Here is a 16,521-nt window from a genome sequence, read left to right on the forward strand (position 1 = left end):
TTCGGGGGAATGGCAAGATTTGTGCCAATCATTGCGCACTTTTGGTGCGTAGAGGGTGTGCTGTGGATTACTGCAAAGACCGATGGCGTCCCCGCAACGAAAAAAGCCGCCCGGCATGCGCCGAGCGGCTTCTGCATGGAGCGCCGTTCAGCTCAGCCCAGGGCGCCGACCAATTGCGTGAACTGATCTTCGAGGTGGCCGACGAAGCGCGGCGTATCGAACAGCTTTCCGCTTTCCCGCACTTGGTGCAGTTTGTCGCGGATGCGACGGCAGCGTTCCGGAGCGTTGGCCAGAGCGACCGCGGTTTCCTCGTAGTCGTTCGGGCTGTAGGTGATCAGTTCGTCCAGTTCGGCAGCCGTAAGTAGTGCGCCGGCCATGCGCGACGCAAAGCTGCGGCCGGAACGGGTCAGCACCGGCAGGCCCGTCCACAGCGCATCATTGGCCGTCGTGCCCGCATTGAACGGGAAGGTGTCGAGGAACAGGTCGGCAGCGGCGAAGCGTGCCAGGTAGTTCTCCGGTGCGACGCGCGGTGCGAAGATCAGGCGGCTGCCATCCACGCCCAGCTTTTCCGCTTCCTTGCGCAGGTTCGCCTCGGCCCATTCGTTGTCCGCAAGCAGCCACAGGACACTGCCAGGTACGCGGCTCAGGATCCGCATCCACGTGCCGAAGACTTCAGGCGTGAACTTGTAGTTGTTGTTGAACGAGCAGAAGACAAAGCCGTCTGCCGGCAGGTTGCAGCTTTCGCGCGACGGCGGCGTGCCGGTGATTCGTTTGCGATCGCTGACCTGGTACACATCGGGCATGTACAGCGGCTTCTCGGAATAGAAGCGCGCGTATTCTTCGGGAATCAGGAAGCGATCGGCGATGACGTAGTCGACAAACGGGAAGCCCGTGGTCGCGGGCAGACCCAGGTACGTGATCTGGATCGGGGCCGGGCGATAGGCGAGGATGCCCGCGCGTGCGCCGAGCGTCTGGCCGTGGAGATCGACCAGGATGTCGATCTCGTGCTCGCGGATCAGCCGCGCCGCAGCCTCATCGCTCATGCCCTGGATGCGCTCGAAGCGATTCATCGACGCGATAATTCGCTTGCGCATGGCCGAGTTGTCTTCGCGCGACCAGCAGTAGCCGTACACCTCGAAGCGGTCGCGGTTGTGCAACTCGAACAGCTCGGCGGTCAGCATGGCGACCGGGTGCAGGCAAAGGTCCGAGGACAGATAGCCCACGCGGATCTTCTTGTGGCCATACGGCTTTGCCGGGGCCAGCGTCGGCACGTTGCAGTTGATCTTGTTCGCCACGTAGTTCTGCGCGGCGGTGAGCTGTTCCTGCGGGTCGTCCGACAGGGCGATCATTGCCAGCGCTGATGTCGAGCGGCGCATCAGCTCGGGATCGACGCCTTCCACTTGCGCATAGACCGGCCATTCGCACTGCTTGGCGCGAAGGAACACCCAGTGGTGCAGCACGTCCGGCTGGTTCGGCTCCATTTCGAGGCTGCGCTGCAGGTACACGAGCGCATCGGCATATTTCCGTTCGTTCTCGAGCAGGCGGCCCAGGTTGTTGAGCGCCGAAAGTTGCAGCGGGCGGTTCTCGGTGTCCTTGGCCGAGACGGTATTGGCAACCCACAGCCATTGGGCAATCGCCGCGCTGGGATTGCCGAGACGTTCGTAGACCAGTCCGAGGTTGAAATGCGGCTGGACAAAGGCGGGGGAGAGTTCGATCGCGCGCAGGTATGCCTGGCGGGCGTCTTCCAGCTTTTCCAGCGTGGACAGCGACGTGCCCAGATTGAAATGTACGAAGTGGTTCAGCGGCGTGTTGTTGTGCTCGAGCCAGGTCCGGTAGAGCACGCATGCCAGTTCATGTTGCCGGGCGGCTTCCAGCTGGCTGGTGTGGTGGAACAAGTCTGCCAGCGTGAGTTGCCCGCGCCAGGCCTGCAGCACCAGCGATGAATAGTCTGCCGTGGCCACGGCCACGCCTTGGTTCGAATCGTACATAGGGGTTGTCGGATTAGGCCGGATTGCATGGAGGATGCCCAGCTTTCCATGGTATTGGCCCCCCGGTACGGTGCGTGCCAAGAACAAAGGCCAGGTACGCCGCTACTTTGGCGTACCTGGCCTTGAACTGCCATGCTACGGATGGCTACCGCGTTGCTTCGCCGCTTCCTGGCGCGGCACTCGCGAGAGCGCCGCGCCAAGGGCGGTTCAGCCGGTTACGCTCCGATATGCAGGTGCTGGATCTGATCGGTCGACAGTGCATTCACCTGGCTGTTGGTCAGGTATGCCACTTGCGCGCTCGACAGGGCTTCCAGTTGGGTCGTCGACATGTCGCCCACATTCAGACCGGAAATCTGGCTGGTCTTCAGCGCGGCGATGTCTTCGGTCTCCAGGGCACGGGTCTGGCTCGAGGTCAGTGCCGACAGCGCCGAGGTGCTCAGTGCCGCGGCTTGTGCCGTGGTCAGAGCGGCGACTTCGCTGGTGGTCAGCGTGACGGCCTGCGACGTCGTCAGGGCGGCGACCTGAGTGGTCGTGAAGACACCCACCTGGCTGCTCGACAGCTTGGTCAGGTCAAGTGCGGCGACCTGGCTGGTCTTCAGCGCAGCGACGTCTTCCGTGTCGAGGGCTTGCAGCTGATCAGAGCTCATCGCCGTCAGCTGGTTGTTCGACAGCGAAGCCACCTGCTGATACATCATGGCCTTCACCTGGCTCGTGGACATGTCGCCGACGTTCAGGCCCGTGATCTGGCTGGTCTTCAGTGCAGCGATGTCTTCGGTTTCCAGCGCGAGGGTCTGGCTCGAGCTCATGGCGGCGAGTGCGCTGGTGGTCAGTGCCGCTGCCTGTGCCGTGGTCATTGCCGCGATCTCGGCCGTGCTCAGGGTGCCGATCTGGCCGGTGGTCAGACCTGCCATCTGCGTGGTCGTGAACACGCCGACCTGGCTGCTGGAGAGCTTCGTCAGGTCAAGTGCAGCAACCTGGCTCGTCTTCAGGGCAACCACGTCTTCCGTATCCAGCGCCTGCAGTTGTCCCGAGCTCATTGCCGTCAGCTGATTGTTCGTCAGCGCGGCCACTTGCTGGTACATCATGGCCTTAACCTGGCCCGTCGTCATGTTGGCGACGTCCAGCGCGGCGACCTGGTTGGTCTTCAGCGCGGCGACGTCGTCAGTGCCGAGGGCGGCGGTCTGGGCCGAGGTCAGGGACTTCACTGCGGCAGTGCTCAGTGCCGAAGCCTGGGCCGTAGTCAGCGCCTCGATTTCAGCGGTGCTCAGCGAAGTGACCTGAGTCGTATTGAGCGCGGCCACCTGGGCAGTGGTGAGGGCGCCGACCTGGCTGCTCTTCAGATTGGTCAGGTCAAGGGCTGCAACCTGGCTGGTCTTCAGGGCGGCCACGTTGTCCGTGGACAGCGACTGGAGCTGATCCGAGCTCAGTGCCTTCAGTGCGGCGGTGCTCAGTGCCGAAGCCTGGGCGGAGCTCAGCGCATCGATCTCGGCGGTGGTCAGCGAAGCTGCCTGAGCCGTGGTCAGTGCGCCAACCTGGGCGGCCGTGAAGACGCCAATCTGGCTGCTCGCGAGCTTGGTCAGATCGAGTGCGGCGACCTGGTTGGTCTTCAGCGCGGCGACGTCTTCCGTATCCAGGGCCTGGAGCTGCGAGGAGCCCATGGCGCCCAGCTGGGCCGAGGTCAGTGCGGTCACCTGCGTCGAGGTCAGGGCCTTGACCTGGCTCGTCGTCATGTTGGTGACGTCCAGCGCGGCGACCTGGCTCGACTTCAGCGCGGCGACGTCGTCGGTGCCGAGGGCAGCGGTCTGGGCCGAGGTCAGGGCCTTCACCGCGGCGGTGCTCAGTGCTGCAGCCTGTGCCGTGGTCAGGGCGTCGATCTCGGCGGTGCTCAGCGAAGCGACCTGTGCCGTGGTCAGTGCGCCAACTTGCGTGGTCGTGAAGGCGCCGACCTGGCTGCTCTTCAGGTTGGTCAGGTCAAGGGCAGTAACCTGGCTGGTCTTGAGAGCAGCGACGTTGTCCGTGGACAGCGCCTGGAGCTGGTCCGAGCCCATGGCCTTCAGGGCGCCGGTGCTCAGTGCCGAAGCCTGGGCGGAGCTCAGGGCGTTGATTTCGGCGGTGCTCAGCGTGACGGCCTGAGCCGTGGTCAGTGCGCCAACCTGGGCGGCCGTGAAGACGCCAACCTGGCTGCTCGCGAGCTTGGTCAGATCGAGTGCGGCGACCTGGTTGGTCTTCAGTGCGGCGACGTCTTCCGTATCCAGGGCCTGGAGCTGCGAGGAGCCCATGGCGCCCAGCTGGGCCGAGGTCAGTGCGGTCACCTGCGTCGAGGTCAGGGCCTTGACCTGGCTCGTCGTCATGTTGGTGACGTCCAGCGCGGCGACCTGGCTCGACTTCAGCGCGGCGACGTCGTCGGTGCCGAGGGCAGCGGTCTGGGCCGAGGTCAGGGCCTTCACCGCGGCGGTGCTCAGTGCTGCAGCCTGTGCCGTGGTCAGGGCGTCGATCTCGGCGGTGCTCAGCGAAGCGACCTGTGCCGTGGTCAGTGCGCCAACTTGCGTGGTCGTGAAGGCGCCGACCTGGCTGCTCTTCAGGTTGGTCAGGTCTAGGGCTGCAACCTGGCTGGTCTTCAGGGCCGCGACATCGTCGGTACCGAGGGCCTGGAGCTGGTCCGAGCTCATGGACTTCAGCGCGGCGGTGCTCAGTGCGGAAGCCTGCGCCGTGGTCAGGGCGTCGATTTCGGCTGTGCTCAGCGTGGCAACCTGTGCCGTGGTCAGTGCACCGACCTGGGCGGTCGTGAAGACGCCGACCTGGCTGCTCGACAGCTTGGTCAGATCCAGTGCGGCGACCTGGTTGGTCTTCAGTGCAGCGACGTCTTCCGTATCCAGGGCCTGGAGCTGCGAGGAGCCCATGGCGCCCAGCTGGGCCGAGGTCAGTGCCGACACTTGTGCCGAGGACAGGGCCTTGATCTGGCTCGTCGTCATATTGGCGACGTCCAGCGCGGCGACCTGGCTCGACTTCAGCGCAGCGACGTCGTCGGTGCCGAGGGCAGCGGTCTGGGCAGAGGTCAACGACTTCACTGCAGCGGTGCTCAGAGCCGAAGCCTGGGCCGTGGTCAGTGCGTCAATTTCGGCAGTGCTCAGCGAAGCGACCTGTGCCGTGGTCAGTGCGCCAACCTGGGCGGTCGTGAAGACGCCAACCTGGCTGCTCGCGAGCTTGGTCAGATCGAGTGCGGCGACCTGGTTGGTCTTCAGTGCGGCGACGTCTTCCGTATCCAGGGCCTGGAGCTGCGAGGAGCCCATGGCGCCCAGCTGGGCCGAGGTCAGTGCGGTCACCTGCGTCGAGGTCAGGGCCTTGACCTGGCTCGTCGTCATGTTGGTGACGTCCAGCGCGGCGACCTGGCTCGACTTCAGCGCGGCGACGTCGTCGGTGCCGAGGGCAGCGGTCTGGGCCGAGGTCAGGGCCTTCACCGCGGCGGTGCTCAGTGCTGCAGCCTGTGCCGTGGTCAGGGCGTCGATCTCGGCGGTGCTCAGCGAAGCGACCTGTGCCGTGGTCAGTGCGCCAACTTGCGTGGTCGTGAAGGCGCCGACCTGGCTGCTCTTCAGGTTGGTCAGGTCAAGGGCAGTAACCTGGCTGGTCTTGAGAGCAGCGACGTTGTCCGTGGACAGCGCCTGGAGCTGGTCCGAGCCCATGGCCTTCAGGGCGCCGGTGCTCAGTGCCGAAGCCTGGGCGGAGCTCAGGGCGTTGATTTCGGCGGTGCTCAGCGTGACGGCCTGAGCCGTGGTCAGTGCGCCAACCTGGGCGGCCGTGAAGACGCCAACCTGGCTGCTCGCGAGCTTGGTCAGATCGAGTGCGGCGACCTGGTTGGTCTTCAGTGCGGCGACGTCTTCCGTATCCAGGGCCTGGAGCTGCGAGGAGCCCATGGCGCCCAGCTGGGCCGAGGTCAGTGCGGTCACCTGCGTCGAGGTCAGGGCCTTGACCTGGCTCGTCGTCATGTTGGTGACGTCCAGCGCGGCGACCTGGCTCGACTTCAGCGCGGCGACGTCGTCGGTGCCGAGGGCAGCGGTCTGGGCCGAGGTCAGGGCCTTCACCGCGGCGGTGCTCAGTGCTGCAGCCTGTGCCGTGGTCAGGGCGTCGATCTCGGCGGTGCTCAGCGAAGCGACCTGTGCCGTGGTCAGTGCGCCAACTTGCGTGGTCGTGAAGGCGCCGACCTGGCTGCTCTTCAGGTTGGTCAGGTCAAGGGCTGCAACCTGGCTGGTCTTCAGGGCGGCCACGTTGTCCGTGGACAGCGCCTGGAGCTGGTCCGAGCCGAGGGCCTTTAGGGCGCCGGTGCTCAGTGCCGAAGCCTGGGTGGAGCTCAGGGCGTTGATCTCGGCGGTGCTTAGCGAAGCGGCCTGTGCCGTGGTCAGGCCCGCCACCTGGGCGGAGTTGAACGCGCCAACCTGGCTGCTCGACAGCTTGGTCAGGTCAAGCGCGGCGATCTGGCTGGTCTTCAGCACGCTGATGCCGCCGGTGCCGAGTGCCTGCAGCTGGTCCGAGCCCATCGCCTTCAGGCTGCCGGTGCTCAGCGCAGCGATCTGGGCGGTGCCCATGGCCGCAACCTCGGCCGTCGTCAGGGCCGCAGCCTGTGCGCTGCTCAGGGACGCCATCTGGCCGGTGGACAGTGCGCCGACCTGGTTGCTGCTCAGGTTCGTCAGGTCCAGTGCGGCAAGCTGGGAAGTCTTTAGCGCAGCAATATCATCGGTGCCCAGACCCACCGCCTGCGCGGAGGTAAGGCTGGCAATGGCTGCGGTGCTCAAGGTTACGATTGCAGATGCACTGATCGCCCCAAGTTGGTCTGAATTCAGACCGGCGACTTGCGCTGTCGACAAGGCTTGGACATCTGCCGTCGACAGGGATTGCATCTGCGCTGTTGTCAGTGCCGCGACTTGGGCCGCCGACATCGCGGAAATGATTGAAGGCATGCTTGTTTCTTACCCCTGAATGTAGTTAGTTCTGTCCGGCCCACTCGTTCGCGGCAAACGCGACTTTGTCGCCGAGCATTCCAGCGGGAAATCGGTGCTCTACTGCTCTACCAACCCCTGTTGGGTGATCGGCGCTGCATGCCGAAACTTTAGGAACGGGTCGGGAGCGGACAGCCCCGGCGCGGGCTTGACAGGGGGCGGAGAGAGGCGTGGTGAGGGCCGGTTTTGCCACGCGGGGCGCACGGCCGGCGAGAACTGCCATTCCGGAGAAGAAACGCCACCTTACGGATACAGGCTTACGGCAGGAATGCACGCGGGTTTTACCCCACACAAGTGGGGGCAACTCGCATCAGGCTTGTTGGAGTCCGGCGTGGAACAGGTGCACCGGACGTCCACCGGTCTATCGCAGACGATCCCGTACCTGTGCGAAGGCCGAGGTGTAGTCGCCGAATCCCTGCTCGCGCATGGCGATCTTGAGCGCGTCGCTCAGGACCGCATCGAGCTTGAACTGCCCCAGCCGTGTTGCGGACCACGCGCACGCAAAGGTGCTGTAGGCCTTGACACGCCACGCCGGGTTCAGCGTCAGCAGCAGCGACGCAATACGCTCCATCAGGAAAACCTTGCGCTGTACCTGGCCGGGATAGGGCGTAGCAAAGGTCAGGGCGGACTTCAGTTCGCTGTCTTCACCCTCGCAGATGGCGAACAGCTGCTCGTTCAATGCAAGCCACGCGCGCCAGAACGGCGGCTTCGCGGCGAAGTAGTTGCTGAATACGATCTGGCGCGAATCCATGATCAGGCCGGCCAGGTCCGCCTGAACGCCGGCAAACTCAAGGAAGGCCTGGCTGGCTCGGAGAAAGCCAGGTTCGAACAGTTCTTCCTGCTCGAACACATTCAGGAAAAAGGCGCCCATATCAGGTTGCGGGCTGAACGTGACCACATCGGTATCCGCGGGACACGATTCGATGAAGCGCACGACATCGGCGTGGCCGAGACCGGTCTTTTCCAGGAAGCGCGGCGAAAAGAAGCCGTAGTAGCAGTCATCCGCCAACTCGTTTTCGAGCAGGAATTTGCGCATGGGCCAGTACTCGCGCCAGTCATGGCGGTCGTGGCCCATGTTGATCAGGGGCAGGTATCCGGGATCCAGGCGCTGCAGGACGGCTTCGGAATACGCAATCTGGTAGAGCTGGATTTGGCTCATGAAATAGGATCCAAGGCGTGATTTGCCAGAATCCGGTGATTCTATGAGCCGGGATCGGCGCGCCATCTGGCGAACAGAGCCCGATTGATGGGGTATTTGGGCTGGCGAATGGCGCCCTGGCGACGGGAATGAGCCGGAAAGGCGGTTCGCCGGGGAGCCGAACCGCGCCTTCCCCGATCGTTGCACGGATCAGGCGTTATCCTTGGCCGCCGACAACATCCGCTCCACATACCGCGCGATCAAGTCAATCTCCAGATTCACCCGACTTCCCGCCTTGAGCTCCTGCAGCGTAGTCACTTCAAGCGTATGAGGAATCAAATTGATGGAGAACACGCAGCCATCGGCCTCGTCCGTGACACGGTTGACGGTCAGCGACACGCCGTTGATCACCACCGAGCCCTTGTACGCCAGATACCGCCCCAGTTCGCGCGGGGCGCGGATGCGCAGTTCATGCGATTCGCCAACTGGGGCAAAGTGCACGACTTCACCGAGACCGTCGACATGGCCAGAAACCAGATGCCCGCCGAGGCGGTCTGCCAGTCGCAGCGCCTTTTCCAGATTGACGCGGCCAGCGAGTTCCAGACCGACGGTCTTATTCAGGGATTCGCGGGAGACTTCCACGTCGAAGCTGTCGGCAGTCATGGCGATCACGGTCATGCACGCGCCCTGGATAGCGATGCTGTCGCCGATGACCACATCCGAAAGATCCAGGCCGCCAGCCGCGACGCGCAGGCGCACCCCGGTGTCAGCGGCGCTATCCGAGCCGAGCGGGGTGACGGTCTCGATGCGGCCAACGGCCGCCACAATGCCAGTAAACATGATGTGTTCTCGAAAGTTCGGGTGTTGGTAAGCAGCGCGGCTGGCGCGCTGTCGATAAGTTGGGGTCAGGCGTCGCTGCGACGCGCGATCAGGCGAAGATCCTCGCCGATCTGGCGCACATCGTGCCAGCGGAAGGAGGCGGCATCCTGCAACCGGGACAGCGGCGGCAGGTTGAACATGCCTTGTGCATCGCCGAGCAGTTTGGGCGCGAGGTAGATCAGCAGTTCGTCGGCACAATGCTCGCGGATCAGCGAGCCATTGAGCTTGAAACCTGCTTCGACGTGCAGTTCGTTGATGCCGCGTCGGCCCAGTTCCTCCAGCATCTTGCGCAACTCGACCTTGCCGTGCGGATTCGGCAACACCACGACCTCGGCGCCGCGGGCTTCAAGCGCGTGGCGGCGTTCCCGGTCGTCCACGGCACTGAACACCAGTACCGGCTTGGCAAGGTCGCCCGAGTCCGGGGTCAGGATGCGTGCATCAAGCGGCACTTCTAAGCGCGAATCGACCAGCACTCGCTGCGGCTGGCGCGGCGTCGGGATGGCTCGCACGGTCATCTGCGGATTGTCGTCACGTACCGTGCCGATGCCGGTCAGGATGGCGCAGGCGCGCGCGCGCCAGGCGTGCCCATCGTCACGTGCGGCCTGACCGGTGATCCACTGGCTCGTGCCATCGTGCAGGGCGGTACCGCCGTCCATCGACGCCGCGACCTTGACCCGCACCCACGGCAGGCCGCGCGTCATGCGCGACACGAAGCCGATGTTGAGGTCGCGCGCTTCCTTTTCCAGCAGGCCGCAGCGCACGTCGATGCCGGCGTCGCGCAGCCGCTGCAGGCCACGGCCTGACACGCTCGGGTTGGGATCTTCCATTGCCGCCACCACGCGCGCGATGCCGGCGCGTACCAGCGCGTCGGCACAGGGGGGCGTGCGGCCGAAATGACTGCAGGGCTCAAGCGTCACATAGGCAGTGGCCCCGGCCGGGTCGATGCCGCGCGTCTGCGCATCCTTCAAAGCCTGGATTTCGGCGTGATCCTGTCCAGCCGGCTGGGTGAAGCCCTGGCCGATGATCTGCCCGTTCTTGCTCAGCACGCAACCGACGCGTGGATTGGGGGTGGTGGTGAACATGCCTCGCGCAGCAAGCGCGAGCGCTTGCTGCATGGCGGCGTGGTCGGAATCGGAAAACATTTGGCCGGTGACTCTTGCCCGCTGGGCGTTGGGTGTGCGTGCCGCTGTCAGGGCGGGGCAGGTTCGCCCGATGCCTCGCAGTCCTTGTCATGCCCGGGCGTGCAAAGGCGGATCCGTCCTTGCGCTCCCATGCGGACCTGGCGCTGCTCGCCGCGGCAGCTGAGCGTGAAAGTGGCGGCCTGAAATCCGCCTTGCTCAGACCGAGAGTATCCCACAGCTGTGAATCGCAGGATGTTGCTGGCGCGTGCGGTCTGGCGCAGGGAGACGGCGAGGCAGGGGGCGCCGAGTTGGACCACGGACATGGCGATGGCACTCTGCCCGGTTTGGCGGTCCCCGGTTGTGGCCACGAGTTGCCAGCCTTGGTCCAGCGTGGTGTTGCCGTCGAGCGGTTGCAGCGCAACTTCGGCCCGCCGTGCCATGGCCGTGCTGCGCGCCTGTGCCAGCGAAGCTGCCAGCCTGTCCGCGGCGACAGCTACCTGATGGCGAGCCATCAGCACGTCGACGGCCTGACAGGCGGCCACCGCCAGCACGGCGATGATCGACAAGCAGACCAGCAGCTCTGCCAGCGTGAAGCCATGCTTGCGGTGAAGTGCTGATTGCGGCATGTCAGCAGTCGGGGCCAGGACTGGCCGCCTGGGTCATGCCTGGGGGAAGGGTCAGCCATTGGCCCGTACTGCGCAGGATGAGCACACCGCAGCGATGGTCCACCATGACTGGCGTGGCCCGGACTTCGACGCAAGCATCCAGCCCCGCGTGAGGGCATGCAGCCGCCGTGATGACGTGGCGAGGATTGGCGCCTTGCGGCACTGGCCGAGGCCAGCTGCCCGCGGCGATATTGCCGCCCGGCTCTAGCGCGAACGTCATGGCAGCCTTGGCATGCTGCTCGAGCTCCAGCATCGCGGCGACCAGTTCGGAACGAGCCTGCGCGCGCCAGCCGCGCGCAACGTACCGCTCCCACGACGGTACGGCGAATGCGGCAAGGATGGCCAGCATGGCAATCGTGATCAACAGTTCGATCAGGGTGAATGCCCGCTGCGGCAAGGTAAAGTGTACTGATGCAATGTCGCGCGTCACGGAATGTCCTGCTGAATGGGTGCCATGATTTCCCGCCAGCTGATACGTCCGGTACGGCGCGTGGCCATGGCTGTTGACTGGTGCCTGGCAGACGTTCCGTCCACGACCCACAGCGTGACCCTGTGGGCCTGCGCGCCGCTTGTTCCCGAAGACGGTTGCGGGGACGGTCCCGGGACACTGGTCGCCACGAAGGACGCCGCAGAGCTGGCTGCTTGCCCGGTTACGAACGTCTGGAGCGGCGCGCCTTCCCGCGCCCGTCCCGCGGATTCGCCCGTCGCCGCCAGTACAAGGTAGGCGCGCTGAAATCCGTCTGCGGCGCGTGTCGTGAACTGGAGATAGCCGGGAAAGACTTCACCGAGTGTATCCAGTTGTTCTCCGGCATTCGGCAGTGTCAGGTGCCAGCCGGTGCCTCGCTGACCGGGTATGGACCGTAGCAGAAACCCTCCGTCAGCGGGCTCGGCGACGATGCGAGCCGGGACGCCAGCAGGCCGCGAGGGGATGGCCACGACTTCACGGCCCTGGCCGAACACAATGAGCGGCGAGGCAACGGCGCCCACGAGCAATGGGGGTTCCGCTTGTCTCGAATTACCGGCCGTCGGCAGCTTGTGCAGGCAAACCGGTGTCCCCAGCGCAAGGCGCTGGGGCGCCCGCGGGACCGGAAAGTGCCAGAGCTGGCCGCTGTCGTCGGTGGCATAGATGGCCTGCGCCATGCCCATCATGTCGCTCAGAATACTCACCCCTGTGAGCGCCGATGTCGTGGGCGACCCAGAGCAATCGCGTTCCGGGAGCGGCCAGGTTAGTGCGGGGCCAGCCGTTTTCTCCAGAGGGATCAGTGCCAGGCCTGCACGGGATGCGCCGGCGTCCACCGTGGTGACAGCGAACCAACGAGGCCCTTCGTCGTAGACAAACGCGGCCGCGCGAACCGGACCGCGGGCGGACAGTGGCAGCGCAGGCGTTGCAGTGAGTTCCCAGATCAGGCGGACTGGTGCGACATCCGCCGCATTGCTGATGTCCAGCACGAATGCACCGGCCGTGCTGCCGCCCTCGTTCGCGGCAGGGATACCACAGAGCAACACGGTGCGCCATTCGCGATGCATGACGACATCGGCGGCTTCCGGCCGCGGACACGGTACCGGCGCCAGCGCGCCCTTCGGCTCAGTCATTACAGCTGCCAGCGGCAGCAAGGCTCGTGGCATGTAGCCGACAAGCTCGTCTCCAGTGGTGGCGCTGAATCCGTGAAGCCATGCGTCCGTGGTGCCGAGCCAGACCGTGTGCGGGCGATTGCGATGGCGTTCGCGGAACGCGGCATGGCCGGCTTTCCCCGGTTGCCAGACGGGCGGCGGCACTACCAGTACGCGCGCACCGCGGGCATCGGCCAGGCGGGTTTCGCGCGGGCGCAATGCGGCGTTGCCGCGTTCGCCTCGCAACCACGCCAGTTTGTCCGCACCGGATGCTGCGGTACTAGTGCCGTCGGCCATTGACTGCTGACTGGCTGCATCGAGTGCGGACCACTGCAACGGAACAAGGCGTTCCGACTCCATGCCAGCGGGCGCGACCGACGTGTAGAGATGCCGTGACGCAGTCGCGTTAGTGTCGAGCCGTGCGCCGGCTTCCCACATGGTGGTGTGAGGTGTCGGTTCCGACGTTCTCGCCAGTTGGGGATTCCAGGCGAGCGCACGCAGGCGGCCGGTCCATGGGTAGGCGCCAGCCTGCGCGAGGTATGTCAGCGGGAGATTGCCGGCGGGTTGGTCGACGATCCCGGCCCACGCGGCCGCCGAGGCTGACGAAAGCAGCCAGGCCAGGACCCAGGTGTTGACGTGCTGCCGGCTCATGGCTGAATCACGCTCTGGACCACAGCAGTGATGTCGCGGTTGCGGCCGAAGCCAATGGCGGTGACGCGAAGGCGCGGCATCGCAGTCTGCCGGCCGTATTCCATGGGCGCAGCGCCATCGCCAACCCACTCGGCAATGTAGCGCGGCGGAATTGTCGTGCCAGCGATACCTTGGGGCAAAACTGGCATTGTCTTTCCGGTGAAAGTGCCAAACGGCACGCCTATGTCATCGGCGGACGCCGTGCCTGACAGCCATGCTTGCCAGACGGGCAGGCTGCCGGTGGCAGGCACGCAGATTCCGGCCTGCATGCCTCGGCCGCACGCCCCGCTTGCCGGAACGGGATCAAGGCGGTCTGGCGGACCGTTGCCCGCCATGGCTGCCATCAGATCGGCCTCGCCGTCGAGCAACGCTACTTCAGCGGCGCGGAATGCGATTTCCCGGTCAAGCTGCAAGCCGGCAAGCTGGCGGCTGGATAGCAGGAATTGCAACGTGGCAGTTGCGGTGAGAACCGCGAGCAGCAGAAGCGTCGCGGCAAACATCAGCGTCGCACCTCCATGTGGGCGAGGGCCGGGCTTGTGTGTGGCTAGCACAATGTCTCCTGACACCGAGGGGCGTTCCGCAGGCGGACCGTCGTCGCGAAGATCCGCGACGTGTATCGGCCCTGGGGGGACAACCTGTCATAGAGGTCAGTCATGGCGCCAGCGCCCGCGACCTGCATGCCGCTCTGTGCGGCGCCACGCCGCCCCAGCCTGACCGCTAGCGCTATCTGAACTGCGACGACGCGATGCCATGCGTCGTCGCCCATGGCCGTGACCTGATCGGCGCGCAGGAACGTGTCCGGAAGCCGGTCGCCACGGGAGTCGACACCGTAGCGTATCTGCATCGATTCCACGCCTCGTACGATCGCCCCGGAGGTCCAACCGCTGCCATCGATGCGGCCGCTCCGCCGTGCCGGATAGCGGCAAAGCAGCTGGGGCTCGTCGTCGCTGGCAGTGGCGACGTAGAGGAGATTCGCAGTCACGTAGCCTGCGTCGGCAGGTGAGTCGGATTGCCGGGCGGCAACGGCGTAGCCGCTGCAGTCGATCATCGTCTGATCGGGCAGGCTGGCATCGATGGCCTGGCCACTGCCGCTGAAGCGGACCAGCAGCGCGTCGCTGCCTGTCACGCCGGACTTGCCGCATGCCGGCACCGTAGCGATCGACGGCTGGCCGCAGTCGTCCGCGCCGCTTATCGCGGGCTTGGCGTGGGGCATGCCGGTTGCATCAGGAACCCAACCGCTCTGTCGGATCAGGGCGGACAGAATATTGAGCGCGCGCTGGCCGCGTTCCTCCAGCAAGGTTCGCTCCGCGGCGGACAGATAAGCTGCGCGACATAGCAGGAAAGCGGTGCCTGCCACCGCGGTGACAAGCACGCCCAGGGCCAGGCCGACCATCGTCTCGGTCAGCGTGAAGCCTTCCATCCGCGGACCGCTTCGCCGATAGCCAGCAGGCATGCGTGATCTCATGGCTGCAGCCATAGTGCAATGCCGCGCAATGATGCCGGGGCGCCCGGCTCGCCGACCGCCAGTCCTGCCATGGCCAACTTGCCGGTACGCGGGCCTTCGGCCGAGACCGCATTGGATCGGTTCATGGGAGCCACGGGTATGCCCATGATTTCCGCAGATTCCCCGACAGACCGGATCGCCTGCGCGAGCTGTTCATGGCCACGCAGCCACGCCAGGCCGGTGGTCCCAAGGCTGGCCAGCGGAACCAGGCCCAGGCTGACAATGGCCAGCGCGCAGAGCGATTCGGCCAGAACATGGCCGCGGCCGGCGCAAAGACGCGGCGGTGGAGAGCAAACCTGCATGGCGATCAAAGGATGGCGACGAAGACTGTCAACGTACCGCCCGGCGGCCCGACAGTCCGTGGATAAACGTAGCGAGACTGGCAAATTTGGTTGCATGCGCGGCCGTTGTACGGCTTCGACATTTGCGAAATGTCCTATTGCTAAGTGCTATTGACATCTCATCGCGAAGTCCCCCACTATGGCGGGCATCAACAGAGCCGCAGTCTGGCAGGGCTTCGTACGACGTACGTCTGCCGGCTTCGATCGGCCAATAACAGAATCAAAAGAACGTATTCGGGTGGGTTGCAGCGCCGCTCCGGAAGAGAGGGCCTGCTACCGCAACGGTTTCTACCGGGGGTCATATGAACTGGGTTATCTCAAAGCATTGCCAGAAGGCATTGCCAGTCGGCGTTTCGTTGCGCTGACATGGACTGCCTTTCCCGTGCCCGGCTGACCGGGTGCGGAGGGCGTTTGCCGCCGGCCGGTCACGAGCAGCGGGCCGGGATCGGTGGCATGCGTGCTTCGCGCCCGCGCATTGTCCGGCCGCTTCGCGGCTTCACACTGATCGAGCTCATGGTGGTGGTATCGCTGATCGCCATCACGATGTCGTTCGCCGTGCCCTCGTTCCAGGGGTTTCTCGATCGCGCTCGCACCGATGGCGCGGCAGCCGAACTTGCCGGGCTGCTGTCGCTCGCGCGCAGCGAAGCCATCCGCCGCAATGCCCCGGTCACGGTCTGCCGTGCCACGGCGGCAAATTCCACGACCTGTGCGCAGGATTCGCAGGCGGATTGGTCCGGGCGGTGGATTCTCTTCCAGGACACGAACAACGATCAGGTACGCGCGCCTGCCGAGGAAATCATCCGCCTGCATGAGGCGGTCAATACCGGCCTTGCCGTGACGCTGGCCGCGCCGCTGCGCTCGATTCAGATCACGTCGCGCGGCTATCTGCTCGCGGACAGTGCACTGGCCTTCCAGGTCGCCGCTTCCAGCTCCGATCGCCGCAACCTGAACGTCTGCGTGTCCCGCGCGGGCCGTGTCGACCAGAGGACGGCAGCATGCTGAACGCACGCGTCAACCAACGCCAAGCCGGGGCCAGCCTGATAGAAGTGCTGATCACGCTGGTGCTGATTGCCATTGCCCTGCTCGGCATGCTGTCGCTGCAGGCCGCATCGCTGCGCTACCGCGCAGGTGCCAGCGTGCGACACAGCATCGTCGATGCCGCCACCGATCTTTCCGAGCGCATCCGCGCCAATGCTTCGGGGCTGGGCGAGGGGAGCGATTTCAACGCTTACCTGAGCGCGCTGAGCGTGCAGCCCCCCGCGGCACCGGCCAAGGACTGCAGCAAGGTCATCTGCGAGGGCAATGAATATGCCGCCTGGGATGTTTCGCAATGGTGGACATTGATGACCACGCAGCTTCCCGGCGCGGGCGTGGCGTCCTGGACGTCGCCGGACGTCAGCGCGGCGGCGGGAACGATTCCGTCCGGCTTTGTGAGCTATCGGCTCGAACTGTACTGGAAGGATCCGTCGACCTCCGACGTGTCGGTCGGCTGTTCTAAAGCCGCGACGGACTATTTCATTACGCTGCCTGCATTCGATGCCAGGGGGGTCACATGCGCCACCATTACCCTGCGGCCCTGAAGCGGCGCCGTTC

The 16,521-nt window shown here is 65.1% G+C and carries 13 protein-coding genes and 1 pseudogene; 2 read left to right on the plus strand and 12 right to left on the minus strand.

The features are described from left to right. Positions 1-152 precede the first annotated feature (152 nt). The 12 genes and pseudogenes from ACIGJG_RS03835 to ACIGJG_RS03890 form a co-directional block, all read right to left on the minus strand. The gene (locus tag ACIGJG_RS03835; RefSeq protein WP_483672790.1) at positions 153-1,988 is read right to left on the minus strand and encodes an O-linked N-acetylglucosamine transferase, SPINDLY family protein; all 1,836 of its coding nucleotides are present in this window, start codon (positions 1,986-1,988) and stop codon (positions 153-155) included. A 215-nt stretch (positions 1,989-2,203) separates the two neighbouring features. Beyond that, positions 2,204-6,775 carry a beta strand repeat-containing protein gene (locus tag ACIGJG_RS03840; protein ID WP_483673047.1) on the minus strand — a complete coding sequence of 1,524 codons (4,572 nt, stop codon included), beginning with the start codon at positions 6,773-6,775 and terminating at the stop codon, positions 2,204-2,206. Between the two features lie 39 nt (positions 6,776-6,814). Further along, positions 6,815-6,940, minus strand: a pseudogene (locus ACIGJG_RS03845) (hypothetical protein); the annotation flags it as partial. Between the two features lie 400 nt (positions 6,941-7,340). Further along, the gene (locus ACIGJG_RS03850) at positions 7,341-8,138 is read right to left on the minus strand and encodes a hypothetical protein (RefSeq protein WP_041679505.1); all 798 of its coding nucleotides are present in this window, start codon (positions 8,136-8,138) and stop codon (positions 7,341-7,343) included. Between the two features lie 189 nt (positions 8,139-8,327). Next, positions 8,328-8,957: a riboflavin synthase gene (locus tag ACIGJG_RS03855; protein ID WP_011296960.1), complete on the minus strand. Its 630-nt coding sequence runs from the start codon at positions 8,955-8,957 to the stop codon at positions 8,328-8,330. 65 nt (positions 8,958-9,022) lie between these two features. Then, a complete protein-coding gene (gene ribD / locus ACIGJG_RS03860; RefSeq protein WP_011296961.1) occupies positions 9,023-10,138 on the minus strand; it encodes a bifunctional diaminohydroxyphosphoribosylaminopyrimidine deaminase/5-amino-6-(5-phosphoribosylamino)uracil reductase RibD in 1,116 nt (371 codons plus the stop codon). A 47-nt stretch (positions 10,139-10,185) separates the two neighbouring features. Further along, on the minus strand, positions 10,186-10,743 hold the full coding sequence (locus tag ACIGJG_RS03865; RefSeq protein WP_220631393.1) for a GspH/FimT family pseudopilin: 558 nt from the start codon (positions 10,741-10,743) through the stop codon (positions 10,186-10,188). Position 10,744: 1 nt separating this feature from the next. Next, the gene (locus tag ACIGJG_RS03870; protein WP_220631394.1) at positions 10,745-11,212 is read right to left on the minus strand and encodes a type IV pilin protein; all 468 of its coding nucleotides are present in this window, start codon (positions 11,210-11,212) and stop codon (positions 10,745-10,747) included. Then, on the minus strand, positions 11,209-13,044 hold the full coding sequence (locus tag ACIGJG_RS03875; protein WP_483672791.1) for a pilus assembly protein: 1,836 nt from the start codon (positions 13,042-13,044) through the stop codon (positions 11,209-11,211). Before ACIGJG_RS03875 ends, ACIGJG_RS03870 begins: the two co-directional genes overlap by 4 nt. Next, positions 13,041-13,583 (minus strand): pilus assembly PilX family protein, encoded by a 543-nt coding sequence (locus ACIGJG_RS03880; protein WP_011296965.1) that lies wholly within the window; start codon positions 13,581-13,583, stop codon positions 13,041-13,043. The genes ACIGJG_RS03875 and ACIGJG_RS03880 overlap by 4 nt, the downstream gene beginning before the upstream one ends. Positions 13,584-13,627: 44 nt before the next feature. After that, on the minus strand, positions 13,628-14,536 hold the full coding sequence (locus ACIGJG_RS03885; protein ID WP_483672792.1) for a PilW family protein: 909 nt from the start codon (positions 14,534-14,536) through the stop codon (positions 13,628-13,630). Positions 14,537-14,544: 8 nt separating this feature from the next. Then, entirely contained in the window at positions 14,545-14,889 is a 345-nt protein-coding gene (locus ACIGJG_RS03890) for a hypothetical protein (protein WP_140952299.1), read from the minus strand. Between the two features lie 492 nt (positions 14,890-15,381). Here ACIGJG_RS03890 and ACIGJG_RS03895 point away from each other — a divergent pair, with 492 nt between their 5' ends. Together ACIGJG_RS03895 and pilV are read left to right on the plus strand one after the other, a co-directional pair. Continuing rightward, positions 15,382-15,930: a GspH/FimT family pseudopilin gene (locus ACIGJG_RS03895; RefSeq protein WP_011296968.1), complete on the plus strand. Its 549-nt coding sequence runs from the start codon at positions 15,382-15,384 to the stop codon at positions 15,928-15,930. Beyond that, complete coding sequence (pilV, locus tag ACIGJG_RS03900) at positions 15,924-16,508, plus strand: type IV pilus modification protein PilV (RefSeq protein WP_011296969.1); 585 nt, start codon at positions 15,924-15,926, stop codon at positions 16,506-16,508. Before ACIGJG_RS03895 ends, pilV begins: the two co-directional genes overlap by 7 nt. Positions 16,509-16,521 lie beyond the last annotated feature (13 nt).

It is taken from the genome of Cupriavidus sp. C1SS-2L, assembly GCF_057073735.1.

Excerpts from the sequence above, each read along its gene's own strand:
- ACIGJG_RS03835 (WP_483672790.1), bottom strand. The coding sequence starts at position 1,988 with ATGTACGATTCGAACCAAGGCGTGGCCGTGGCCACGGCAGACTATTCA.
- pilV (WP_011296969.1), top strand. The coding sequence starts at position 15,924 with ATGCTGAACGCACGCGTCAACCAACGCCAAGCCGGGGCCAGCCTGATA.
- ACIGJG_RS03875 (WP_483672791.1), bottom strand. The coding sequence starts at position 13,044 with ATGAGCCGGCAGCACGTCAACACCTGGGTCCTGGCCTGGCTGCTTTCG.
- ACIGJG_RS03880 (WP_011296965.1), bottom strand. The coding sequence starts at position 13,583 with ATGTTTGCCGCGACGCTTCTGCTGCTCGCGGTTCTCACCGCAACTGCC.
- ACIGJG_RS03885 (WP_483672792.1), bottom strand. The coding sequence starts at position 14,536 with ATGCCTGCTGGCTATCGGCGAAGCGGTCCGCGGATGGAAGGCTTCACG.
- ACIGJG_RS03895 (WP_011296968.1), top strand. The coding sequence starts at position 15,382 with ATGCGTGCTTCGCGCCCGCGCATTGTCCGGCCGCTTCGCGGCTTCACA.
- ACIGJG_RS03890 (WP_140952299.1), bottom strand. The coding sequence starts at position 14,889 with ATGCAGGTTTGCTCTCCACCGCCGCGTCTTTGCGCCGGCCGCGGCCAT.
- ribD (WP_011296961.1), bottom strand. The coding sequence starts at position 10,138 with ATGTTTTCCGATTCCGACCACGCCGCCATGCAGCAAGCGCTCGCGCTT.
- ACIGJG_RS03855 (WP_011296960.1), bottom strand. The coding sequence starts at position 8,957 with ATGTTTACTGGCATTGTGGCGGCCGTTGGCCGCATCGAGACCGTCACC.
- ACIGJG_RS03865 (WP_220631393.1), bottom strand. The coding sequence starts at position 10,743 with ATGCCGCAATCAGCACTTCACCGCAAGCATGGCTTCACGCTGGCAGAG.
- ACIGJG_RS03850 (WP_041679505.1), bottom strand. The coding sequence starts at position 8,138 with ATGAGCCAAATCCAGCTCTACCAGATTGCGTATTCCGAAGCCGTCCTG.